Source organism: Streptomyces sp. NBC_01471 (assembly GCF_041438865.1).
Lineage (GTDB): Bacteria > Actinomycetota > Actinomycetes > Streptomycetales > Streptomycetaceae > Streptomyces.
Window position 1 is genome coordinate 7269485 of record NZ_CP109450.1, and the last position, 21764, is coordinate 7291248.

General features: G+C 67.4%; 25 protein-coding genes. 10 read left to right on the plus strand and 15 right to left on the minus strand.

The genetic code is table 11. The features are described 5' to 3' along the window. Window positions 1–75: 75 nt before the first annotated feature. From OG285_RS32830 to OG285_RS32855, 6 genes are all read left to right on the plus strand, one after another. Window positions 76–222 (plus strand): hypothetical protein, encoded by a 147-nt coding sequence (locus OG285_RS32830; RefSeq protein WP_371793114.1) that lies wholly within the window; start codon window positions 76–78, stop codon window positions 220–222. A gap of 129 nt (window positions 223–351) precedes the next feature. Then, a complete protein-coding gene (locus OG285_RS32835; protein ID WP_371793115.1) occupies window positions 352–1437 on the plus strand; it encodes an RNA ligase in 1086 nt (361 codons plus the stop codon). Beyond that, window positions 1437–2345, plus strand: coding sequence for an AAA family ATPase (locus OG285_RS32840; protein WP_371793116.1), 909 nt, complete (start codon window positions 1437–1439; stop codon window positions 2343–2345). The genes OG285_RS32835 and OG285_RS32840 overlap by 1 nt, the downstream gene beginning before the upstream one ends. 102 nt (window positions 2346–2447) lie before the next feature. After that, the gene (locus OG285_RS32845) at window positions 2448–2588 is read left to right on the plus strand and encodes a hypothetical protein (protein ID WP_371793117.1); all 141 of its coding nucleotides are present in this window, start codon (window positions 2448–2450) and stop codon (window positions 2586–2588) included. A 77-nt stretch (window positions 2589–2665) separates the two neighbouring features. Then, window positions 2666–3088 carry a hypothetical protein gene (locus tag OG285_RS32850; RefSeq protein WP_371793118.1) on the plus strand — a complete coding sequence of 141 codons (423 nt, stop codon included), beginning with the start codon at window positions 2666–2668 and terminating at the stop codon, window positions 3086–3088. Window positions 3089–3662: 574 nt separating this feature from the next. Beyond that, on the plus strand, window positions 3663–3884 hold the full coding sequence (locus OG285_RS32855) for a hypothetical protein (protein ID WP_371793119.1): 222 nt from the start codon (window positions 3663–3665) through the stop codon (window positions 3882–3884). 218 nt (window positions 3885–4102) lie between these two features. On the opposite strand, the gene OG285_RS32860 is transcribed toward OG285_RS32855, so the two are convergent. The 7 genes from OG285_RS32860 to OG285_RS32890 form a co-directional block, all read right to left on the minus strand. Then, window positions 4103–4813, minus strand: coding sequence for a hypothetical protein (locus OG285_RS32860; protein WP_371793120.1), 711 nt, complete (start codon window positions 4811–4813; stop codon window positions 4103–4105). Beyond that, a complete protein-coding gene (locus OG285_RS32865; RefSeq protein ID WP_371793121.1) occupies window positions 4810–5598 on the minus strand; it encodes a hypothetical protein in 789 nt (262 codons plus the stop codon). Before OG285_RS32865 ends, OG285_RS32860 begins: the two co-directional genes overlap by 4 nt. Window positions 5599–5672: 74 nt before the next feature. Continuing rightward, the gene (locus OG285_RS32870; protein WP_371793122.1) at window positions 5673–6374 is read right to left on the minus strand and encodes a hypothetical protein; all 702 of its coding nucleotides are present in this window, start codon (window positions 6372–6374) and stop codon (window positions 5673–5675) included. Further along, window positions 6371–7351, minus strand: coding sequence for a hypothetical protein (locus tag OG285_RS32875; RefSeq protein WP_371793123.1), 981 nt, complete (start codon window positions 7349–7351; stop codon window positions 6371–6373). The genes OG285_RS32870 and OG285_RS32875 overlap by 4 nt, the downstream gene beginning before the upstream one ends. Before the next feature lie 196 nt (window positions 7352–7547). After that, window positions 7548–9725: a phage tail tip lysozyme gene (locus OG285_RS32880; RefSeq protein WP_371793124.1), complete on the minus strand. Its 2178-nt coding sequence runs from the start codon at window positions 9723–9725 to the stop codon at window positions 7548–7550. 57 nt (window positions 9726–9782) lie between these two features. Continuing rightward, window positions 9783–11087, minus strand: coding sequence for a hypothetical protein (locus OG285_RS32885; protein ID WP_371793125.1), 1305 nt, complete (start codon window positions 11085–11087; stop codon window positions 9783–9785). A gap of 138 nt (window positions 11088–11225) precedes the next feature. After that, window positions 11226–11618, minus strand: coding sequence for a hypothetical protein (locus tag OG285_RS32890; protein WP_371793126.1), 393 nt, complete (start codon window positions 11616–11618; stop codon window positions 11226–11228). A 420-nt stretch (window positions 11619–12038) separates the two neighbouring features. Here OG285_RS32890 and OG285_RS32895 point away from each other — a divergent pair, with 420 nt between their 5' ends. Beyond that, the gene (locus OG285_RS32895; RefSeq protein ID WP_371793127.1) at window positions 12039–12548 is read left to right on the plus strand and encodes a helix-turn-helix domain-containing protein; all 510 of its coding nucleotides are present in this window, start codon (window positions 12039–12041) and stop codon (window positions 12546–12548) included. 561 nt (window positions 12549–13109) lie between these two features. Here OG285_RS32895 and OG285_RS32900 read toward each other — a convergent pair. The 5 genes from OG285_RS32900 to OG285_RS32920 form a co-directional block, all read right to left on the minus strand. Next, window positions 13110–13256 carry a hypothetical protein gene (locus OG285_RS32900; protein WP_371793128.1) on the minus strand — a complete coding sequence of 49 codons (147 nt, stop codon included), beginning with the start codon at window positions 13254–13256 and terminating at the stop codon, window positions 13110–13112. A 67-nt stretch (window positions 13257–13323) separates the two neighbouring features. Next, window positions 13324–13860, minus strand: coding sequence for a hypothetical protein (locus OG285_RS32905; protein WP_371793129.1), 537 nt, complete (start codon window positions 13858–13860; stop codon window positions 13324–13326). Window positions 13861–14360: 500 nt separating this feature from the next. Beyond that, entirely contained in the window at window positions 14361–14783 is a 423-nt protein-coding gene (locus tag OG285_RS32910; protein WP_371793130.1) for a hypothetical protein, read from the minus strand. Beyond that, on the minus strand, window positions 14780–15025 hold the full coding sequence (locus tag OG285_RS32915) for a hypothetical protein (RefSeq protein ID WP_371793131.1): 246 nt from the start codon (window positions 15023–15025) through the stop codon (window positions 14780–14782). Before OG285_RS32915 ends, OG285_RS32910 begins: the two co-directional genes overlap by 4 nt. Before the next feature lie 10 nt (window positions 15026–15035). Beyond that, window positions 15036–15527, minus strand: a complete 492-nt coding sequence (locus OG285_RS32920) for a hypothetical protein (RefSeq protein WP_371793132.1) — start codon at window positions 15525–15527, stop codon at window positions 15036–15038. 207 nt (window positions 15528–15734) lie between these two features. On the opposite strand from OG285_RS32920, the gene OG285_RS32925 reads away from it, so the two are divergent. Then, on the plus strand, window positions 15735–15896 hold the full coding sequence (locus OG285_RS32925; RefSeq protein WP_371793133.1) for a hypothetical protein: 162 nt from the start codon (window positions 15735–15737) through the stop codon (window positions 15894–15896). Between the two features lie 525 nt (window positions 15897–16421). On the opposite strand, the gene OG285_RS32930 is transcribed toward OG285_RS32925, so the two are convergent. Both OG285_RS32930 and OG285_RS32935 read right to left on the minus strand, forming a co-directional pair. Beyond that, window positions 16422–17297, minus strand: a complete 876-nt coding sequence (locus tag OG285_RS32930; protein WP_371793134.1) for an undecaprenyl-diphosphate phosphatase — start codon at window positions 17295–17297, stop codon at window positions 16422–16424. Between the two features lie 123 nt (window positions 17298–17420). Further along, the gene (locus OG285_RS32935; RefSeq protein WP_371793135.1) at window positions 17421–18125 is read right to left on the minus strand and encodes a TVP38/TMEM64 family protein; all 705 of its coding nucleotides are present in this window, start codon (window positions 18123–18125) and stop codon (window positions 17421–17423) included. A 358-nt stretch (window positions 18126–18483) separates the two neighbouring features. On the opposite strand from OG285_RS32935, the gene OG285_RS32940 reads away from it, so the two are divergent. Together OG285_RS32940 and OG285_RS32945 are read left to right on the plus strand one after the other, a co-directional pair. Further along, on the plus strand, window positions 18484–19446 hold the full coding sequence (locus tag OG285_RS32940) for a phosphatidylinositol-specific phospholipase C (protein ID WP_371793136.1): 963 nt from the start codon (window positions 18484–18486) through the stop codon (window positions 19444–19446). A gap of 87 nt (window positions 19447–19533) precedes the next feature. After that, window positions 19534–20379, plus strand: a complete 846-nt coding sequence (locus OG285_RS32945; RefSeq protein ID WP_371793137.1) for a spermidine synthase — start codon at window positions 19534–19536, stop codon at window positions 20377–20379. Here OG285_RS32945 and OG285_RS32950 read toward each other — a convergent pair. Further along, a complete protein-coding gene (locus tag OG285_RS32950) occupies window positions 20341–21714 on the minus strand; it encodes an MFS transporter (protein WP_356832367.1) in 1374 nt (457 codons plus the stop codon). The two genes, OG285_RS32945 and OG285_RS32950, sit on opposite strands and share 39 nt — an antisense overlap. Between the last annotated feature and the right edge of the window lie 50 nt (window positions 21715–21764).

Genomic DNA, 21764 nt, shown 5'->3' on the forward strand with positions numbered 1-21764 from the left:
GCTCCTCAAGAACATCCGCCCCTGCGGTCTTGCACACGTCACACCGCTGAATGACGCGGCCCGAAGGAGCATGCCATGCCCGCGCTTGGCACACAGGGCGACTCCGACGAGCTCGTCTGCGGCCCGCCGGCCACCTACGACCTGATCATCTGCCACCAGGACCGGATCGTCTTCCACGACCACTACGACTCGCCCCAGCAGCGGCCCCGCTGCTTGCAATAGCTGTCCGGCGCAACGGCCAAAAGGCTCTCTGCCCGACAGATGGCGGCGCTCCCGCCCCGAGAAATCCGCAGGCGCCAAGCGGCGACGCATGTACATGATCTGTTATTCCGCCCCAGCCCAGGAGAGGCAATGCACTCCCACATAGATGACCTGCTCGACCCCGTTCTTCTCGCGCGTAGCCTCCATGCTGGCTACGTCCGCGAGCAGACCCACCCCGCCCTGCCGCTGCGTATCTTCAACTACGCGGAGAAGGCCGTGTTCGAGCGGGAGTGGAATGAAGTCACCCGGCAGTGCCGCGGGCTGGTCATCGACCGCCAGGGACGGATCCTCGCCCGGCCGTACGCGAAGTTCTTCAACTACTCCGAGCACCCCGAGGGCACCTTCTGCCTGGAAGACACGGTCGTGGTGACCGACAAGCTCGACGGCTCGCTCGGCATCCTCTACCCGCTGCCCGACGGCGGCCACGCCATCGCGACCCGTGGCTCGTTCGCCTCCGAGCAAGCGCTGCACGCCACGAAGATCTGGCAGGAGCGCTACGCGGGCACCGCGTCGATCAAGCCCGGCGTCACCTACCTCTTCGAGATCATCTTTCCGGAGAACCGGATCGTCTGCGACTACGGCGCCCTGGACGACCTGGTGCTACTCGGCGGCGTCGACATCGCCACCGGCACCCCGCTGCCCGCAGACGAGCTGCCGTGGGACGGCCCCCGCGTCGACACCTTTGCCTTCAGCACGCTCGCCGACGCCTTGGCCGCGCCGCCGCGCCCCGGCGCCGAGGGCTTTGTGCTGCGCTTCCCCGGCCACGACAACACCATGATCAAGGTCAAGCAGGACGACTACGTGGCACTGCACCGGATCATCACCGGGCTCAACGCCCGCGCGGTCTGGGAGCGACTCGGCGCGGGCGACACCGTGGCCGAGATCTGCGACGGCCTGCCCGACGAATTCCACGACTGGGTCAAGGACGTCGCCGCGGAACTGGCGGGACAGTGCAACGAGATCCTCGCTGAGTCCCTCGAAGAGCATCAGCGCATCGTGGAGGCGCTGCCGAAGGGGCGGACGCGCAAGGACTACGCCCTGCACGCCAGCCGCTCGCCGATGCGGGCCTGGCTGTTCATGCTCCTGGACGGCCGCGACCCGTCGGCCCGGATCTTCCACACCCTGCGGCCCGAGGCCGATGTCCGGCCCGTCAACACCACCGAGGGCAACTCCTGATGCCCACATTGCACTTCACCCGCGGCCTGCCTGCCAGCGGCAAGACCACCTGGGCGCGCAGCTGGACCGCCGAGAACCGCGCGGGCCGGGTACGCGTCAACCGGGACGACCTGCGCGCCATGCTCAACTCCAGCGAGCACATCAAGGGCGTCACCGAGAAGCGCGTGATGGCAGTCCGCGACGCGACGATCCTCGAGCTGCTGCACCAGGGCTACGACGTGGTCTGCGACGACACCAACCTGCCGCAGCGCGTCGCCCGCGACCTGGCCCGCCTCGCGGACCGCGCAGGCGCCGCGCTCGACGTACACGACTTCACCCACGTACTGCTGGACACGTGCCTGGAGCGCGACGCGGCCAGGGAGGCGTCCGTCGGAGAGGACACCATCCGCGGACTTCACCAGCGCTTCCTGGCGGGGAAGTCGTCGCCGCTTCCCCTGCCCGAGGACAGCCGCGCGGCCGCCCGGGTGGGGCTGCGGTACGAGCCGAAGCCCGACAGCCCCAAGGCCGTCCTGGTGGACATCGACGGAACCGTCGCCCTGATGGACGGCCGCAGCCCCTTCGACGAAACCCGGGTGCACCAGGACCTCCCCAACGCCCCGGTGATCAGCGTCGTACGGGCCCTGCACGCGGCAGGTCAGGCCATCGTGTTCCTCTCGGGCCGGTCCGACAGCTGCTGGGCCGTCACCAAGGCATGGCTGAACGAGAACGTCGGCGTCCCGTACGACGGGCCCTTCATGCGGCGCATCGGCGACTGTCGCAAGGACTCGATCGTGAAGGTCGAGCTCTTCGACGCACATGTACGCGACACCTACAACGTCACCTGCGTACTCGACGACCGCACTCAGGTCGTCCAGGCGTGGAGAGCCATCGGGCTGACCGTCCTTCAGGTCGACGACGGCGACTTCTGACGTCGCGGCCGTCAGGGCGGAAGTGTGCAGGGAGTTCGGACGCCGTGGGCACACCTGGACGATCGACGAGAAGGGCGACTTCGTCCTGTGGCGGGCGGCCCTATGACCCCGGACGCCGCCGAGGAGTACTTGGTACACCCTCTGAACACCGACGACGAGCGGATCCGCGACAGGCGGGGGCCGACCGGTGTGATCCCGGTCAGCGACGGTACCTGCCTGCTCGTGGGCTACGCCGCCTCTTGAACCCGGCCCGCCGCTGCGGCGAACCGCCCCGGTAGCACCCCGCCCAGACCGCCCCTTGTGATGGAGAGGAGCACGACATGAAGCAGACGACCGACAGCCTCTGCGCGCCCGGGCCGTTCACGCCCTCGCTGCGTGTGGAGCGGTTCGACGAGGTGGTCCAGTACGACGACGTAGGGACGGCCAAGCCTCCGCAGCGGACCTACGAGAAGGTGTGGCAGGGCCGGTGCGGCCCGGACTTCACCATCGAGGACGGCGAGGACAGCCACCGCGTCCGGCCCGTCCGGCTGCGTATCCGCTGGTTCCAGGACGGCGATGCCACGCCCCGCTGGAACAGCATCGAGATGACGAGCCACGTGATCCTGCCGGACGGGAGCCTGGACCGCCGCCCCGTCCGGGACATCTGGACCCATTACCACGCCGAGCTGGGCCAGATACCCAACCGGTTCCTCCAGTTCGTCAACGCCAACCCCCCGGCACCGCCGACCTTTCCGGAGAGCTGATACACACCCCACCCGTTCGCCGATCGCCGGCTGCGGCCGCAGCCGTCCCGGCTCCTGTCGTCCATGGGTAAGACGCCGGTCTTTCAGTCGGGGAGCGGGGTTTGGATCCCCGCAGAAACACCGGCCCGTACCGCTGCCCTTGTGAGGAGCACCCCCTGTGGCCCGTTACCGCTACCGACCGAACGTCATGCTCGTCGCGCCGATCGGCACCCTGCCTACCGCGATCGCCCGCCACGTGTGCGCCGAACTCGGTGGCCGGCCCAATCCGACCTGGTGCCTGCTGGGCCGTCTCATGGCCGCCCAGCTCCTCCCCGGCAGCCCCCATCACACTGTCACCCCGGCCCTCGCGACCTCGACGACCTGCTCAGCGTCCTGCTGGACATCTCCATCAACTTCTCCCATGGCCCGCTCACGCCCGAGGCATGTGGCTTCACCGAAGCTGACATCCACGAAGTCATCGACCTTTACCAGTACCACTACGGCCCCCTCTGGGATTACTGACCATCTGCGGTTCTGCCGCGATCGGCCCGCACTGGCCAGCAGGGTTCGGCGTCACCACACTGAGAGGTCTTGAATGGAACTCCTGCAACTCGGTGCCCCCGCCGACCCGGGCTTCCGCCTGGACGTCGACGGCACCGCCCACTTCCTCCATGAGGGTTACGCCGTCGCGCTCCAGGTGCACCGTGCCACTCCCGAAAACGCCCGGTCGTACTACGGGCTGCTGGAGATCGACTGCCACGACGTCCTTCTCACCGGCACGGTGACGCTGGAAGGCGTCGATGCGGGCAAGGCCTAACCTGCCGGCCTCCTGCTTCGGGGCCAGACGCCGCCACCCAGCGCGCAGCTTCGTGTCCTTCTTCGCCCTCACGGGCTTTGCCGTGGTCCTCTTCACCGTCGCGACCGTGTTTGTCGGGGCGGTCGTCTCAGTCTTCTCCAGGGGCTGGGTCGGCATACGCTTGTCCTTCGTCTCGTCGGTGTCTGCTGGGGCGCACGCTGAAGCGGTGGCTGCTTCACTCACCCGCCCGGCGTGGGGGAGGGCTGACTCTCGTTGGCGGCAGAGAGGGTGTCGCGGGCCTTGTTGGAGGCCCGGTAGGCGTCAAACGACGTCACCGTGCCGTCCTGGGGGGTGACGTAGGTGAAGACCACGAGCTCGCTCTTGGCCGGGCTGTTCTGCGCCGGTCCGACGCGGACAGGATCGAGCCAGGCCACCCCCGTGTAGGAGTAGTTCAGGCCCTGCACCCGGCTCACATCGATGTCCAGGTCGGCGAGCGTGTACCTCGTCCCAGTGCCCTTCGTGGCCCCGGTCACCGTCATCCACTCCGGTACGAACTCGGTAAGGACCCGGGAGGTGTGGTCGAGAAAGCCGTAGCGCGCATCGAGCAGCACCTGCTGCTCCTTGACAGTCCGGGCCGATGCCGAGCTGTCAGTGAGGCTGAGCAGAAGGGACCGGCCCGTCGCCCTGTCACGCTTCACCCGTTCGATGTCCATGCCCGGCAGCTGAGTCAGCAGCGCCGTGTGCTGAGTTGCGAGTTTGGCCTGGGCGTCACTGAGCTTGCCTTCGAGCTTCCGAACGGCTGCATCAGCCTGAGTACCCGACGCGGCCGGGCCGTCGCTGAGCAGACTGGCGCCGAGCGTGACCACCGAAAGCGCGAGCAGCACCCCGGTGCCGCCGAGCAGGATCCTCCCGCCGTGCTGGCGCAGCTTGTCCTTGATCTCTTCGTTCACGGTGCCTTCACCTCCTGCTTCAAGGCCTCGCCCGCGACTGTCGTGCCGGTCTGGATGTTCAGGAACGCCTTGCGGACCAGGTCGTAGTCAGCACGGGCCCAGGCCAGCACTGCCGGCTTCTCGCCCGCACCCGTCCTGGTCTCCATGGCCAGCCAGGTCACCGTGATGGTGCTGTCGGCGTTGACCAGATAAGGCACCTGGGCGACCCATCTGAAGCCGGAATTGAAGCTCATCGGGACCCCGGCGCCAGCAGGTACGTCCTTGTCGCTGGCGAGCAGGTACCACGGCCCCAGGCCTGCCTGGTGCACCGATGGTGCGAAGTAGGGGATGAGGTTGCGCAGCGTCGACTGAGACGTCCCAGCGTCGAGCTTGCCGCCGGCTGCCGCCACTCTGGGCGTCAGGAAGCGGTAGTCGTTCTGGAACTTCGCGACCTGACCGGCAGCCGTCAGCGCCGCAGTCAGACCGCGTTCGGCGTCGTCGACCTTCGGCAGGCCCGCCGCTTTCGCCTCGGTAGTCCGAATCTGCTCCTGCAGAGTGGAGATCTCCGACGCGGCCGTTTCACTCACTGCGCTCTGACCGCCGGAGAACCCCGCGGAGAGGACGAAACACAGCAGTGTGCCCGCACCCATGCTCACGCCGGCCACGATGGTGCGCTTGTGCAGCCCGCCCGTGGGCACCACCTGCTCTGAAGCCTCTGCGCCGTCATGTGAGGACTTGGACGTCGCGACGAAGCGCGTCTTGCGCACCACGCTCTCGCCCGACTCATCGTTCTGTGTCGATGCCATCAGTCCTCAAATCACTGCTCCACTCGAATACCAGGGCAACCTTATCAATAAGATGAGTCGAAAGGGAGTCGGTGTCATCCGGAATGGCTAGTCTCGCCACTCGCCGGAACGCCGGAGAGCTTCGAGACCCTGCCCTGGGTGTCTATCGTGACGAAGAGCAGTGCACGGCGGTGTGCCGTGATGCTGGCCTTGCTCGCCTGGTTCTGGGTCACCGCGTCGGAGGTGGCTTCGACGTCGGCCAGGGCGGCATAGGTGTAGACGCCCGCCTTGATATCGACGACCTCGACGTCCAGATCTGCGCCGAGGGCCGAGTTCAGACCGACCGCGTCGATGTAGTAATAGCGCCGTCCCTGCGAGTCCGCGTTGTACCGCGACGGAGGCATGAACGACTTCAAAAACGCCTCGTTCTCCGTAAGGCCGAACTGGCTCTTCAGGCTCTCGCGCGCCGCCTCGTAGCTCTGCCCCGAGTCCCACGAAAAGGCCGTCGAGAGCAACGACTTGATGCGCTCACCGTCGGCGCTCAGCCGGTCCTGGCTGACGCCCAGGGCCGCCATGACGTCCGCGTTCTCCTGTTCGGCGTCCTTCTTCTGGACGCCTGCCAGCTGCCCCTCGGCCTTTCTGATCTGTGCTTTCTGCTCGGCCAGGGCCGCGTGCTGGCTGCTCCAGGTCGCGCCGGCAACGGTCCCGACAACTGTCAGGACCGTTGCCGTCGCCAGGACCCAGGCGTTGCGCCTGAAGAATCCCCGCCGCGTGGGCGTCGCCGTCTGCTCCGTCATCGCTTCCCGCCCCTTTTCTGTGTACCCGAGCTGTTGAGTTCGGGGACCTTGGATCCGTCCGTCTTGATCGCTGGATTCTCGTGCTGTGCCCCGGTGGCGGTCACCACGCGCGCCAAGTGGTCAAAAGTCCCCATCGTTCCGTTGTGCACGTAGCGCGCGCTCGCCCAGGCGAGAACCTCGCCGCTCTTCGTGTCCCGGCACAGCCAGACGACCTCCGCCTGGTTCGTCACGCCCGAAGTGTCCTTCACGCTCAAGTCGGGCATCACCGTCTCGACCTTCCAGGCATACGTGCTCGGGGCGGCTGCATTCGGGCCGTCGTAGCGGATGTACCAGGCGTGGCGCGGATCGATCTCAGTGGTCGCGTCGAAGGGTGTCAGTGACGATGTGCTGTACGCCTCCTTGTCGCTGGCCAGGAAGGATTCCCTGCTGAACAGCGTTGCCATGTCCCGGCGGTGCTTGATGATCTCAAGCATGGCCTTGTTCGGAGTGCCGTTGTTCGGACTGGGCTGGACACTGGCCTGGTGATACAGGGTGGCGAAGGTCTGCTCCCCGGTCGCGACCTTTTTCGCATCGGCGGCTGCCTTCTCGGTGAGCTTGGACAGCCGCACGCCGGCGTCCGCCTTCACAGGCGTGGATCGGGCATCATCCAGCTGCCCCCTGAGCTGAACGACGTGAGCTGCATGGTTCACCGTGCTCGCCTTGAAGCCCTCGCCGGACACGCCCGTGGCGACAACCAGGGCGAGGGTCCCGACCCCCATCACCGCAATGACGCCGCCCCGGATCAGGCGTGCGTTGTCCTCCGAAGTACGAGCCCGGACCTTCTCGCGCTGGCGCATCGTCCAGCCCTCGAAGCGCTCTTCGAGCTGGGCTCCGGTGAGCTTCCGGCGCGTCTTCGGTGCCGCCGACTCCTCCTCGGGGATCGGCCCGCTCTCCTGCTCTGGGCCCGTGCTCTCAGCCTCGTCGTGGACTGTCGTCACGGAACACACTCCTCACTCGTATTGCACTCATAAACTACCCAAGTCTATCTCGAAAGGAATGTGTATACGAGTATGAATGGATTCGATAGGAGGTTGAAAGGTGGTACGCCGGCGTACAGGCTCTGCCCGGGCATCAAGAAGCCGGTGCCCGGATCGCTGGGCACCGGCTTCTTGCTTCAAGATCAAATGCCGTGCATCAGGCCGTCTTGATCTTGTCGGAGGAGAGCATCGCATCCTTCATGTCCACGAACTTCCAGCCCGCGGCCGCCATCCGCGCCGCGCTCTCGACGCGCACCCGGCCCATGAAGGCGCAGTAGCCCGCCTCGCCGACGATGATCTTGTCGCCCTGGACGCCGAGTACCACGAGGGTGTGGCCAGCGGGACCGGAGCCCGGACCCGAGCCCACTGAGTACGCCGTCGGGGTCGAGGACATCTGTTTGCCGGTCTCCCTCGCGATCGTGTAGGCCGTCTCCTTGCCATCACCGGCCGGGTAGGTCTGGAACGTCGTGTACTTGTTCACGAAGTAGGTCGAGAACGACGTGCAGTTCATCGCGTGGTTGCTCTTGCACGAGCCAGGGCCGCCCTTGTCTCCGTAGCGGTCGTCGAGGAACTTGTCGCCCTCTTTGTTGAAGAGGTCGACGAGGGCCTGGGCCTCTTCCTGCGTCATTCCACCGTCCTTCAGCGAGACGGAAGTGCCGCCCTTCGTGCTGCAGTTGTCCAGGATCGTGTTGATCCCGTCGCTGATGTTCTCGATGCTCCCGCCGACGATGTTCTCGACGCCGCCCACGACGGAGCTGTCGACCGACCAGCCGCTCATCTTGCCGAACCACATCTCAGCGTTGTCGCCGCGTGCGGTGAGCCCGGCAGCGCCGTCAGCGGAGCGCTCCCACTTTTCGTGAAAGTGCAGCGCCGCCGCACGCGGGGAGCCCTGCGCATTCTTGAGCATGTCCTTGAAGACCGTGACGTCGCCCGGGTTGTCGCCACTGGCCATGAAGGCCAGCTGGGCCTTGACGGTGTACCAGTCCACGCCCTTGCCCTTCGCGTACTGGCGCAGCAGCGTATTGCGGCCAAACGTCCACTGGCCGAGGCCGATGCCGTTGTCCACGTTCTTCGCGGCGCTGGCCTTCTCGGCGGTCATGGCGTACGTCCTCGTGGGGAAGCTCTGCACGCTCGTCGGATCGATCCCCGACTCCTGCGCCCAGTTGCCGAGGATGCCTGCGATGTTCTCCTTCGGCATTCCCCAGCTGCTGAGCACCGAGTAAATCTCCTTGGCGTTCTTCTCCACGTCCGCCGGGACGGTGGCGCCGGAGCCGTTGCCAGTAAGACCCGCGTTGACGACGCACGCCGTCCCGTTCGCGTTGATGCTGCCCTCAGTCAACGCCGTTGAGTTGAGGACGCTGGTGAAGACCGTGCTCAACAGAGCCACGGTGGCTGTCATCGCAACCACACCTGACACCGCGGCGGCCACAGGGGCCATCGTCGCCGTAACGGCGATGCCCAGAACCGCGCCGGCGGTGTTGGCTATGAAGCCGCCGATCGCTATGAACGGCGCAGCGATCGCATGACCGACCCACTTGAGGATGCTGACAAAGAGCGTCCACAGCAGCTTGCCTGCGTTGAGGGCCATCGCCATGGCGGCGAAGAACATGGACTTCAGCCAGTTCAGGAAGGCCATGGCCATGACCACACCCGTGGCCGGGGGGGCAGCAGCCGCACTGCCGCCGACGGCGACGCCCTTGGCCGCCTTCGAGCCCAGGCCCCCCTCATCCATACCGGCGCCACGCTCGTATCCCGTGCCGCCTGCACCCAGGCGCTTGCCCGCGGGTTCAGCGACGGGACTGCCGCCGGTGACCTTGGACACACTTTCAATTGTGTCCTTGACGCTCTCGACTCCAACATTCTTCGCTGCGCCGACCGCGGCTCCAAGGGGCCCGCCGACCTGTGAGCCGGCAACGGCACCAGAGACGGCCGCTCCTGCGTAGCGCCCGGCGTGACGCCGGGACGCGCTGCTGCCGTCCCCCTCGATCGCCCTCTGGGCCGCACCTCCTGCCATGCCCCCGGCGACACCGTTCATGCCCTGCTTGAGCTTCGCCCCGGCACTCGCGGCACCAGTGGCGTTGCCCGCGGTTTCCGCGGCGCCTGCCGCATCCGGCCCCTTCGAAGCGGCGATCGCCGCGCGCGGAGACTCGGCCCCGGCCCCCGAGAGCTGCTTAGGCATGCGGGCCTTGAACTCGCGAGGCCTCTCAGCGCCCTCCTCAGGTCCGAGGCGCTTGGTCCCGCGGCCCTGCCGGGATACCCCCTGACTCACCGACGTGTTCGGCTGGTCCTTCGGCGTCCCCGTCCTGGGACTCCGATTCGGCTTGTCGGTGGCCATGTCGTTTCCTTTCCGGATCAATGCCAGGCCGTGAACCACATCACTTATATGCAGCACTCAATAGAGGGTGGTGAGGAAGTTCTTATCTTCGCGGATGGTGCTGTTGGACTGTACGTCCCGCAGGCTCATGTCCAGTCGGAGCAGATCGAGCGATAGGTCCGACTCGTACTGCAACTTGTTTCTGGAGTAGTCCTGATACGCCTGTGAAAGATTGTTCATGATGTTCATGAGCGGGCGCATCGTCACGTCAGAGGACTGGTAGTCCTTGGTGAGGCTGGTGCCGTCCGAGAGGATCCACTGCATGTCCGAGATCTGCTGGCTCGTCGGATCCAAGCCTTCGTCCCGCTTCTTGGTGAAGAACTGGGCGTAGCTAAGCCCGGCTGGCACGAGGGCGTCGAGGTAGCCGTTATAGACGTCGCCGGCACGCCAGTTGAGGTCGAAGCCGCCCGGGGCGACGTGCTTGGTCTGCAGTGCCAACGTCGAGACCCCGTCCTTGGCCTCGACTGCGGAGACGCCCGTGATCTTGTCAGTGGCGATCGAGGCTGGGACAGTCGGCGGACGCAGGAAAAGGCCGTCGATCTTCGTCATCTGCAGGTCAGACGTGTACGTCTGAATCTGCGTTAGATTCGAGCGCAGCTCGACGAGCTTCTGGTCCAGGGCGCCCCGTGCCTCGGCCTCCTTCTCCTTGAGCACTACCTCGTAGTAGGCATGTGCCGGATCGAAGTTCAGGGCGTCAAGCGCCGCGATCCTCGTGACCCCCGACGCACCGGGGTTGAAGAAGACCCGCCACTGGTCGTACTTGGAGAAGGTCTCGTCGCCAGCCAGCTTGCCGGAATCCTTGGTCTGCCCCGCTCCAGGCATGGCGAGTTCGGCGTTCGCGCGGACTGTCAAGTTCAGCACCTGGCGGTCGAAGGGCCGATCGGCCTTCAGGAGAACCCCGACGTAGCCGGTCGAGCCGAAGGCATAGAAGGAGCCTGTGATCCCGCTGGTGCTAACCGACTCGCTGTTCAGCGAGGTGTCCGACCCGAGCAGAAACGCCTTGTAGTCCGCGGCGTTGTACGAGATCTGAGCGGTTGGACTGAAGTGCATCATCACGAGCGCCTTCTCACCGCTTTTGTTCGTGTAGACCCCATCAACGGTGCCGTCGAGATCCGTCTTCGACGTCGTGAAGTTATTGGTGTACAGCGCCGTCTGCGACAACGAGTCACGCCCCGCCTGGTACGCCGAGACCCCCGATGCGCTGATCACGATCGCGCCCGCGACCGCGAAGATGCCGAAGAACACCCCGAAACGTTCGATCGCGTGATGCGAGTCGAGCTTGAACTTCCTGTTGAAGGCCAGTGCCTTGTCCTTGATTCCCATGATCCGCTCTCTTTCGTGCCTGCAGCACAGCGCCGGCCCGGCTACGGCGAACCGGGCCGGCGGAGGCCTCGCCCCTCAACTGACCCGGTTCGCGCGACGCCTCTGTTCCCGTTCGTGTGCACGGTTTGTGACGGCCCCTTACTTGGAAGGGCCGCTCAGGAACCCGCTGACCTGATCGACGGTCTGGACGATCACCGTGCCGCCGCCGAGGTCCGTGATGGTCTGCTGGCCACCGGAGCCGATCGTCGAGATCAGCGACCACCCGCCGGAGCCCAGAGCTCCGCCGACGAGGATGAGGAGCGCGATGGTGCCCCAGCCCTGCTGCTGACCCGCGGACTGCGGGTTGGCCATCAGCTTTTTGATCAGGAGCATGCCGCCCCAGACCAGGCCGACAGCGCCGAGCAGCATGAGCAGAAGGCCACCCCAAAGCTGGATCTGGGACTTGGCGTTCTGCAGAAAGCTGGTCAGGTCCCACGCTGCATTCGGCAGCGAAGCCTGTGTGAGGACGGTTGCCTCGTAGAGCTTCGTCATGGTTCTTCCCTCTCCCCTTTGGAATGATCCGGTGACATGGCAGTGAGCCACAAGGCAACAAGCGCAGGTCGCCCACCCGTACGGGCAGTGATGGGATCTGGAGTGATCGGTGTCACTGTCGATTACTCCTCCACCGACTCGTATATGTGCACATCTGTAATAACTAATCTACCCCATTCGAGTAGCGAGTCTCAGGGACTCAAAAGGTTTGTCCATAAGGAGCCGAGAAGAGCCTAGAGATGAGGTGAATCAACGTCGTGGTGCGCGACCGCAGGGATGCGGCGCCGACCTGTGGAAACCGCAGTGCGAGATGTGTAATGTGCTGCTCCAGCGCTACTGCGACGCTGGCCTGCTCGATTTCGAGGCGGCCACCCTGTACACCCGTCGATCGCGATCTTGACCAGGAAGTACCAAACCGCCATGAGCCCACTGCCCGGGGACCTTTTCGCCCGCCGACTTCGTGAAGAACGCGAACGCCTTGGCGTCAGCCAGGCGGAAGTGGCACGCCGCATGGCCGCGCGGCTCGGCTCCAACGTCGACGCCACCGCAGTCACGCGCATCGAACAGCAGACTCGGGCCGTCAGGCTCGACGAAGCCGTCGCCGCGGCCGAGGCGCTCGGGGTCCCGCTGATCACGCTGGTAACCGACAACTACGCACGGGAAAACGAAGCAGAGATTCAGAACCAGCTGGCCGAGCTCGCACTGGCCGAGCAAGAGTGGGAAAGGCTGCGTCAGAAGATCCACAGAATCACCCAGACCATCCATCAGCTCTCCGCCGAGCGGGAAGCCTCCCGCTCCCACGCCCTGGGCGTCGCCCCTGACACCGCCGGCGACTACAACCTCAACCCTGAGACCCAGGCCGTTCTCGACGCCCGGATGAGCTCCACCCGTAACAGGCCGACCAACGAGATCGCAGACCCAGACGCATAACGCTGTTGTGGACGACGGTGTTGAACTCCCGGTCGTAGACGTTCACCGACTCGGCCCGGGGAGGGCCCGCGCCACGATCAATACCGTGCCGCCGGAGCTGCTGACGCCCCTAAGCCCAGAAGCCGTCCTTTAGCATCTGCCGGTGGACCCGTACGGCGATCCCGTCGCCATCGAGGTGACGTGCCGCGGTGAGAGCACGTCGAGCCGGACTGGGAAGCCATCCGAGCCCACGAAGAGACCGTGATCGACGGCCGGACGGTCGAGAAGGACGACCCGTAGGCCGCGAGCCAGCGACTACTCCTCGCCCTCAGCCGCCGACTGGGCATCCACGCCGGCGCGCTATGGGACGGGCGCCCGGACGGGGCGTTCACCCTGCGCTGCGAGCCGGACGAGGCACGATGTCTCCTCGCCCTTGGCATCCCCGCAGCCACACCACGCCGGGGACGTCAGCGCCACCGTCGCGTTCACCCTCACCGACCCGGAATGCCACTTCTTCGCCGATAAGATCGCCGCCAAGCGGTAGAGATCCGCCGGCCGGACGCCTCAGTCCTAATCCGGACCTCACCGGTACACCGCCGTGCCGTACTCGTCCTGGCCAAATACGTACCGGCCGCAGCCGGCCGGGCTGCGCATCTCGATCATGTCGATGAAGCTGTCGAGACTCGAGCCCCCGTCGAACGGGCCACCGACGTACCGTGCGCTACTCATGACCCGAGCGTAGACGGACCGCGGGGCCGACGGAATGTTTCCCATCGGCCCCGCGGCTGGTGGAAGATCAGGCGATCGGGTACGAACCCGTCACGGTGATGATCTCCCCCTCTTTGGCCCCCGCGCTTTCGCCGCAGAGGAATCCGATGTTCTGCACGGCCGCACCGGTTCCCGCGCCGGTCACCCGCAGCAGATCGACCTTCGATCCGTCCGACCCCGCGTAGATCTGAGCCTCACCGGTCCACACGCCGCTGTCGGCGTCGCGGCCGTCCAGGGACAGGTTGAAGACGTACCGGACGCCAGCCTTCGCGGCCTTCGGCAGGGTGAGGCCGAAGCCGTGCTTGGTCGCGGCGTTCGTCTCCTTCTTCGCCACGATCTGCGCGGTGAAGGCGACAATGCCGTTCGCCTCGGCATACTTGCCGGCGCCGTTGGTGCCGTTGGTGCCCTTCACGTTCGTCAGCTTCGGAGTCCAAGCGGTCAAGATGCACTTCGCGCGGACGTACCGGCCGGAGCTGAGCAGCGTCAGCATCGCGATCTCGTCAATGAAGGGGTCCGGGTTCGAGGCCCCGTCGAAGGGGCCACCGACGAACCGTGCGCTACTCATGACCCGAGCATAAACGGCTGCGGGGCCGACGGAGAGTTTCCCGCCAAACCCGCAGCTGGTGGAGGATCAGGCGGTCGGGTACGAGCCCGTCACCGTGATGATCTCCCCCTCCTTGGCACCCTCGCTTTCGCCGTACAGGAAGCCGACGTTCTCCACCGCCGCACCGTTGGCAGTGCTGGTCACCCGCAGGCGGTCAAGCTTCGATCCGTCCGACCCCGGTGCCGTTGGCGCCGTTGGTGCCCTTCACGTTCGTCAGCTTCGGAGTCCAAGCGGTCACAGTGCATTTTCTCTCGTAGGTGTCTGCCAGTGGGGCAGACACCGCGGAGAGTGCACATTCACACGTCCTTGCGTCCCGGGCCCCGGCTCAGTAGGGAAGACGTCCGCAGGAGAGCAGCGAACTCTGGGGACACCGTTGAGCGCGGTCGGCGCGCTCGACGGTCACCTCCTGGTCCTCGTCGACCGGACGGAACAAAAGTTGCAGAAGATGCCAGGCCGCCCGCCTACCGCCCACGGCCTCGGTGGAAGCCCTGGCGTCCTGCTGCGCGGGCAGCTCCGTGACGTCGCTTCCTGGCTTCCTCCGGGATGTCGGCGACGTCGTCCAGGGCGGCGCGGATGGCGTCCGCGTCCGTCGGCGGACTGCCCGTGCTGCTCTCGTAGTTGGCGAGCAGCTCGTGGACGAGACCGGCAAGCCGGGTGATACGCGGATCCCGCAGCCGTTCGAGCGGCTCCTGGACGTACGTCGCCTCGAACAGGGCCGCGTCGACCTCGACCGGGAAGGCGTTACGGTCGGAGCTCCACTGTCCGGTGTCGGGGTCGTAGACGACGGGCCGGAGCGTGACGACGGAGGGGCCCGCCCTCTCACTCCAGGAGAGCCGGAAGTGCTCGTCGCCCGGGGAACGCCAGACGTCGGAGGCGGACGTCATGCGCCCACCTTCTCGCGGCCGCCGCGCGGCAGGGCCCACCGGGAGATACACGGCTGGGGCCCGCCGGTGCGTTCGACGGTCACCTCCTGGTCGTCGCCGGGCACGGCCGGCGCCTCCAGGAGCAGCACCTCAATGAAGACCCGGGCGCCGCCGTCGCGCCGGTTCGGTACGACGGAGACGTTGCCGACGACGACCTCCCCGGATGCCTCCAGGGCGCTCGCGTGGCCTGAACACCGTGGCACTCACGGGTCGTCATGCGCTGTCTCGGCGCAGGTAGTGGTGGGTGAAGGTGTAGTTCACCCACTTCGCTGCTGCACCCATCAATGTGCCGCCGGGATCGTTGTCCATAGCCGTCAGCTCGAACCCGCCCAGGCTGTAGGCAAGCGGCGGCCGACAGACGGTGAGACTACGGAACAGCGAGGACAGTTCGGAGTCGTCGTCCAGGTCGTGCCGCCGCTCAATCAGGCATTCACGGACGGCGTCTTCGAGGGACGGCGCGCTCGGGTCAGCCAGGCGCGGGGTGAACGCTTTCGTAATGTCGTCCACCGACACGAGCTGCGGGGCATCGACCTGGGGGACCGCGTACAGGAATAGCGCGATGGTCGGGAGAGCGGAGATAAAGGGGCCGCTACTGAAGGTGGAGGTCTCGGGCCAGACCGGCTCCAACAGCGTGGCGGAGCGACGCAAGGACCCGGCCCACCGCCTGTTACGCAAGTCGCCTTGCTCCGCGACGTCGAAGGCCATTCGGCCCGTCGCCCACCATAGATTCCGCGTGTCAGCCATGCCCCCCAACTTACGGGCGACGAGCTGCCATGTCCTCCCTTCCGGAAGTTCTCGAAGGCTACCCTCACCCGCCGTTGAGCGACCACTGTCACCCGCGCCGCCCCTCGCAACAGCCTTCTTCGTTTGGCTCCACCCGTGATCGCCGGGACAAGCTCTAGGCTCGTAGCCATGGGGATCGACTGGGAGAACATACTCGGCACAGGCGGCAACGCCCTCAACGACGCCTACGACGGCACGGTCTCCGCGGTCATCTACAACGAGGATCCCGGGGAGGACCGTCGGCCATTCTCAATCGACGAAGAACATGACGTCACAGACGGCCTGCGCTGAACTGAGCGCGTGATGCCAACCACCCTTCACCGATTGCGAAGTTGGGCGGATCTGCGCCAACCCGGTATGTCGACAGGTAGGCATCCGCCCGGCCGGCCCCCGCCTAGAAGCTGCGGCTGGGCGGGGGCGCTCCGCCGCACCGGAGACCCGACACCGGCCCGGATTGGCACGACTGCCCCAACGTGCCCCCGTCGATCATCCATTGGAGCTACGGAGGCCCTTGCCATGAAGACTCTGCCTGATGCTGTGGCCGATCCCCGCGGTCCCTCCTCAGAATTCGCCCCCCCGAGAGCTGCTCGCCGCAACCCCTGATGAGGAGAGCTGCCTGGGCCGTTCGTTACGTAGATCGACCAGGGCGAGTGGGCGAGTCCGCCCTTCCCGGTGGCGGACTCGCCCCTGGTCTTCCTCTGTCCAGATGTGGGAGTGAAATGGGAGACGGATGGGAGATGATCAAGTCGGGAGAGCTCGAATCGCCTCTGGAAAACTCTAGGTCGGAGGTGTGGGACCCCCAGGGCCTGCACGCGGTCAGCCCCCGGCCGGGCCCGCGTCCGGGCTCAGCGCGCCCGTGCCGACCAGGAGGAGCAGGGCTGCGCCCAGCAGGATCCGGTAGACCACGAACGGCATGAAACTCTTCGACGAGATGAACTTCATGAACCACGCGATGACCGCGTACCCCACGGCGAACGCCACGACCGTCGCGAGCAGCGTCGGCCCCCAGGGAGCCCCGCCGCTCCCGGCCGCGTCCTTCAACTCGAAGGCCCCGGAGGCGAGGACCGCGGGGATCGCCAGCAGGAACGAGTACCGGGCGGCTGCCTCACGGGTGTAGCCCATGAACAGGCCGCCGCTGATCGTGGCGCCCGAACGGGAGACGCCCGGGACCAGCGCGAGCGCCTGACAGAGCCCGTAGACCAGCCCGTCCCTGACACTCAGCTCCTCCAGTGACCTCCGCTCCCTGCCCGCCCTGTGCCTGCCACCGCTCTCGTCGCGGGCGGCCAGCCGGTCGGCGGTGCCCAGCACGAGGCCCATCCCGATCAGGGTGCAGGCGATGACCCGCAGATCCCGGAACGACGTGTCGATCTGGTCCTTCAGGAGGATCCCCAGCACCCCGATCGGTATCGTCCCGACGATGACGAGCCAGCCCGTCCGGGCGTCGTGGTCGCCGCGCAGCGAGCGGTCGGTGAGCGAGCGGAACCACGCCGAGACGATTCTGGCGATGTCCTTGCGGAAGTAGATGATGACCGCGGCCTCGGTGCCGATCTGCGTGATCGCCGTGAAGGCCGCGCCCGCGTCCGGCCAGCCCGCGAAGGCAGAGGCGAGGCGCAGATGGGCACTGGAGGACACCGGCAGGAATTCCGTCAGCCCCTGCACGAATCCGAGGACGAACGATTCGAACCAAGACATGGGTGGGTGCCGTCCAGAGGATCAAGGGGCTGATGCGCAAGGAACGTAACCGCCGGAGGTGTACGGCCGGTGACCCGCTCACGTACGGTCGGCCAACTGCCCCCGCCACGACCCCGGTCGGTGTCAGTGACCGCGCAGCCGGTGCCGCTTGCGCCAGGCGATCCACGCGGCGCCCGCCCCCGACACCACGATGAAACCCATCGAGATCAGGAAGGCCGGTGAGGTGGGGGACGACGCCTGGCTGCCCGCGACGACGTACGCCGCCGTGTTCGGGACCGATCCGAGACCGGTGGCCAGCAGGAACGGCAGCCACCCCATACGGGACACCGCGGCGCAGTAGTTGGCGGCGGCGAACGGCACCCCGGGGAAGAGCCGCAGCGCGAGCATCGAACGGAAGCCGTGCCTGCTCAACTGCCCGTCGGCCGCCTTCAGCCAGCGCCCGCGCAGCATCGGCCGCAGCGCGCTCTGTCCGAGCAGCCGGCCCAGGCCGAAGGAGACACCGGCCCCCAGCACCGTCCCGGCGACGGCCGCGCCGAGCCCGACCTGTCCGCCGAAGAGGGCGCCCGCCGCGAGATTCAGCAGCGGCCGGGGTACGAAGGCGGCCGTGCACGCGCCGTACGCGGCGGAGAACAGCACGACGGCCGAGATACCGCTCAGCTGCGGCGGCCAGCCCGCGGCGAGCAGCCGCTGCGGCTGGAAGAGCAGCATCAGCGTCGCCGCGGCCACCAGGAGCACCACGAGCAGGGAGAGCCGGGACCACGGCGAGGCAAGTGCCCTGACGCAGCGCGCGGTCAGGCCGGCGGAGGGTCGGGCAGCGGGCTCCAGCATCCCGGGAGACTAACCGACATCCGTGTGTGATCGCCGTAATGCTCCGGCTCTCCAGCTCGCCCCCGCGCGCCCGGCGGGCCGTGAGCGAGCCACGCACGGGCGGAAGAGCGGTCGACGTGCCGATGACGCCGAGGGGGGAGGGGCAGCGACATGTTCCGCCACGCTTCGGTATTTCCCGAATTTCGCGAGGAAGAAAAAGGCCATGCCCAAGACGGCATACGTGCGCACCAACCCCCACCTCGGCATCGGCACCATGGGGCGCTGCCCACGACGTCGGCCGAGGTCCTACCCGGCCTCCGAACGCGCCGGGCGGGAGGGGGATGTTGCGAATGCCGTCCAATGGGGCAGGTACCGCCCCATGACACTGACCCGTCGCTCCCTCATATGCTCCGCCGCCGTCACCACCACCGCGCTCGTGACCGGCGGCGGTGTCGCGCGCGCCGCGACCGCCTCGCGGGCCATCACCACGACCGGCAGCGACATCCCCGCCGACTGGATGGGTGCGCTGCCCGACGCACTGTCCCTGCTCAGGATGACGATCCCCGGCACGCACGACTCCTGCTGCACCGATCCCGCCAACGGCACCGAGTGGTCGCACACCCAGAACTGGGGGATCGCCGAGCAACTCCAGCGCGGTGTGAGGTTCCTGGACATCCGGGCCAATGGTCTCCAGGGCCGGCCCGACGACGCGTTCGGGATCTACCACGCCGCGTACTACCAGGGCATCACCTTCGACGGGGTGCTGGAACAGTGCCGCGACTTCCTGCAGCAGCATCCGCGGGAGACGATCGTGATGCGGCTGAAGAAGGAGAACGGCACCAACAACGATGTCGGGGCGCGCTTCAAGGACATCCTGAACGTCTACCTCGACACCAAGGGCTGGCGCCCCTGGTTCCTCCTGGCCGACCGGGTCCCGTCGCTCGGCGAGGCGCGCGGGCGGATCGTCCTCGTCGCGCAGTTCGACAACGACTGGCCGGTCCTGCAGTGGCCGGGCGGCGACAACGACTTCCTGTCCAACCAGTGGTTCTCGCTCCAGGACATCTACCAGGGACTGCCCCTGCCGTCCCGGAAGACCGCGAAGGTCACCCAGCAGTTCGACAACGTCACGGGTGACCAGAGTTCGGCGCTGATGTACATCAACTTCACCAGCTACGCGGGAGGCGGCTGGCCCAAGGTCAACGCGGACGCGATCATGCCCGGAGTGCAGAGCTACCTGAACGCCAAGCTGTCGGACCGTACTCACCTCGGCATCGTCCCGATGGACTTCCCGGACTTCCACTCGGACACCTTGCGTACCCTCGTCGACTGGAACTGGCACTGAGCCCTGCCGCGCGCCGCCCCCCGGCAGAACCTGTACGCCCACGAACGCAATCGCCGAGCAGGTCGGCACGGAAGGCACAATGGGACGGTGAACGAGGCGATACCGGTGATCCGGGACGTGGACCAGGGCACCGCGCGACTGCTGCCCGACGTCGACCGGGAGCGGGCCTGGCTGCTGACGGTCGACGGCGCTCCGCAGTCGTACGTGGACCTGGACGACCCGGCGTACCTGGAGTTCGAGTACGCGCGCAGGCTCGGCCACGTCGTGGACTGCGCGGCCCGTCCGGGAGAACCGCTCGATGTCGTGCACCTCGGCGGGGGAGCCCTCACGCTGCCCCGCTATGTGGCCGCGCTCCGGCCGGGATCGCGGCAGGAGGTGGTGGAGGCGGACCGGGGACTGCTCGCCCTGGTCGCCGAGGTTCTGCCACTGCCGCACGGCTCGGGAATCACCGTCCACGCCATGGACGCGCGGGCCTGGCTGGACGGCCGGCCCGCCGCGTCCGCCGACGTACTGATCGCTGACGTCTTCGGTGGTTCCCGGGTGCCCGCCCACCTCACCTCCGTCGAGTACGCACGGTCGGCCGCCCGGGTGCTGCGCGGCGGCGGGGTCTACGCGGCGAACCTCGCCGACGGTGCGCCGTTCGACTTCCTGCGGACCCAGATCGCCGCCTTCTCACAGGCGTTCGCGGAGGTCGCACTCGTCGCCGAACCGTCCGTGCTGCGCGGCCGGCGCTTCGGCAACGCGGTCCTCGTCGCCTCGCACACCGAACTGGACACCTCGGCGCTGAGCCGCCGTACCGCCTCCGACGCCTTTCCGGCGCGGGTCGAGCACGGGGCGTCGCTGGCCCGGTTCACCGGGGGCGCCCGGCCGGTCACGGACGCGGAAGCGGTCGCCTCACCCGTGCCGCCCGACGGGGCTTTCAGCATCGGGTGACGCCGCGGCGCCGGGGACGCGCTCCGGAGCGAGGACACCGGCCGCCGTGTCCACCGCGGCCGTACCCGAAGCCGCGAGGTCATCGCCCGTCCGGTCCGCGGCGGACCGGCGCGTCAGATTCCGTACGTCGGGGACGCACAGCACCGCGGCCGTCAGCAGGGCAACGAGTCCCGCGCACCCCCACAGCGAGGCCGTCCGCCCGAACGCCTGCTCCGCGGGGCCCGCCAGCGCCGTGGCCAGCGGGAGCATCGCGAGCGAGCCGAGCCAGTCGTAGGCGGAGACCCGGGAGAACTTGTCCTCGGGGATCTCCTGGTGCAGCGCCGTCATCCAGGAGACGCCGAACGTCTCGACCAGCACGCCGCTGAAGAACATCACGCACACCAGGGCGGCGAACGGGACCGGCACGGCCAGCGCCGCCGACGGCAGCGCCAGCGGGAAGACGCACAGCGTCCCGGTCAGCAGCAGCCGGCGCGGTTTCCAGCGCGTCATGATCAGCGCACCGCCGACCGTGCCCGCGCCGAAGGCGGCGAGCGACAGCCCCCAGGGGCCCGCGCCGCCCAGCGAATCCCGCGCGACCAGCGGCCCGTACACCGCCTCCGCAGCGCCGATGACGGCGTTGACGACGGCGAATTGCAGAATGATGCTCCACAGCCAGGGCCGCCCGGTGACCTCGCGCCAGCCGTCCCGCAGATCCGCGAGCATCCCGCCGCCCGGTGCGCGCGGCGCGATATGGCTGACGTCGAGGAAGGCCCGGAGCGATCCGGCGACGGCGAAGGCCGCCGCGTCGACGGCGAGCACCCAGCCAGGACCGATGGCGGCGATCATCGCGCCGCCCACCGCGGCGCCACCGATGCCCGCGCCCTGCATGGCCATCCGGTAGAACGCGAAGGCCCGGCCTGCCTCGTCGCCCCGGACGCTGGACAGCAGCATGCCCTCGGAGGCGGGCGAGAAGAACGCCTGGCCCGTACCGCACAGCGCGGTGAGCACCATCATCTGCCAGAGCGGCGGGTGCCCGGTCAGGACCAGAACGGCGAAGGCGGCCTGGGAGACGCAGTTCAGGGAGTTGGCCGCGACCATCACGCGGTGGCGCGGCAGCCGGTCGGCCAGTGCTCCGCCGATCAGCAGGAAGAGGACGAGCGGCAGCGTACGGGCCGCCGCGAGCAGGCCCACGTCGCTGCTGTCGCCACCCGAGTCCAGCACCGCGAACGCCGAAGCGATCAGGGCTCCGTTGCTGCCCAGGCTCGTCACCACGGCGGCCGCCGTGAGCAGGGTGTAATTGCGCCCGGCCCAGGCGGGGCGGCGGGAGGGTGCGGGAGCGGCGGCAGGAGTCGTCACTCTGGGACTATCGCTGCCGCCGTCCCCCGATGCCAAACGCCTTGGCGATA

Excerpts from the sequence above, each read along its gene's own strand:
- OG285_RS32940 (WP_371793136.1), top strand. The coding sequence starts at position 18,484 with ATGACACTGACCCGTCGCTCCCTCATATGCTCCGCCGCCGTCACCACC.
- OG285_RS32900 (WP_371793128.1), bottom strand. The coding sequence starts at position 13,256 with ATGAGTAGCGCACGGTACGTCGGTGGCCCGTTCGACGGGGGCTCGAGT.
- OG285_RS32850 (WP_371793118.1), top strand. The coding sequence starts at position 2,666 with ATGAAGCAGACGACCGACAGCCTCTGCGCGCCCGGGCCGTTCACGCCC.
- OG285_RS32830 (WP_371793114.1), top strand. The coding sequence starts at position 76 with ATGCCCGCGCTTGGCACACAGGGCGACTCCGACGAGCTCGTCTGCGGC.
- OG285_RS32920 (WP_371793132.1), bottom strand. The coding sequence starts at position 15,527 with ATGGCCTTCGACGTCGCGGAGCAAGGCGACTTGCGTAACAGGCGGTGG.
- OG285_RS32885 (WP_371793125.1), bottom strand. The coding sequence starts at position 11,087 with ATGGGAATCAAGGACAAGGCACTGGCCTTCAACAGGAAGTTCAAGCTC.
- OG285_RS32865 (WP_371793121.1), bottom strand. The coding sequence starts at position 5,598 with ATGGCATCGACACAGAACGATGAGTCGGGCGAGAGCGTGGTGCGCAAG.
- OG285_RS32845 (WP_371793117.1), top strand. The coding sequence starts at position 2,448 with ATGACCCCGGACGCCGCCGAGGAGTACTTGGTACACCCTCTGAACACC.
- OG285_RS32925 (WP_371793133.1), top strand. The coding sequence starts at position 15,735 with ATGGGGATCGACTGGGAGAACATACTCGGCACAGGCGGCAACGCCCTC.
- OG285_RS32870 (WP_371793122.1), bottom strand. The coding sequence starts at position 6,374 with ATGACGGAGCAGACGGCGACGCCCACGCGGCGGGGATTCTTCAGGCGC.
- OG285_RS32855 (WP_371793119.1), top strand. The coding sequence starts at position 3,663 with ATGGAACTCCTGCAACTCGGTGCCCCCGCCGACCCGGGCTTCCGCCTG.
- OG285_RS32905 (WP_371793129.1), bottom strand. The coding sequence starts at position 13,860 with ATGAGTAGCGCACGGTTCGTCGGTGGCCCCTTCGACGGGGCCTCGAAC.
- OG285_RS32895 (WP_371793127.1), top strand. The coding sequence starts at position 12,039 with ATGAGCCCACTGCCCGGGGACCTTTTCGCCCGCCGACTTCGTGAAGAA.
- OG285_RS32840 (WP_371793116.1), top strand. The coding sequence starts at position 1,437 with ATGCCCACATTGCACTTCACCCGCGGCCTGCCTGCCAGCGGCAAGACC.
- OG285_RS32835 (WP_371793115.1), top strand. The coding sequence starts at position 352 with ATGCACTCCCACATAGATGACCTGCTCGACCCCGTTCTTCTCGCGCGT.
- OG285_RS32930 (WP_371793134.1), bottom strand. The coding sequence starts at position 17,297 with ATGTCTTGGTTCGAATCGTTCGTCCTCGGATTCGTGCAGGGGCTGACG.
- OG285_RS32935 (WP_371793135.1), bottom strand. The coding sequence starts at position 18,125 with ATGCTGGAGCCCGCTGCCCGACCCTCCGCCGGCCTGACCGCGCGCTGC.
- OG285_RS32890 (WP_371793126.1), bottom strand. The coding sequence starts at position 11,618 with ATGACGAAGCTCTACGAGGCAACCGTCCTCACACAGGCTTCGCTGCCG.
- OG285_RS32880 (WP_371793124.1), bottom strand. The coding sequence starts at position 9,725 with ATGGCCACCGACAAGCCGAATCGGAGTCCCAGGACGGGGACGCCGAAG.
- OG285_RS32910 (WP_371793130.1), bottom strand. The coding sequence starts at position 14,783 with ATGACGTCCGCCTCCGACGTCTGGCGTTCCCCGGGCGACGAGCACTTC.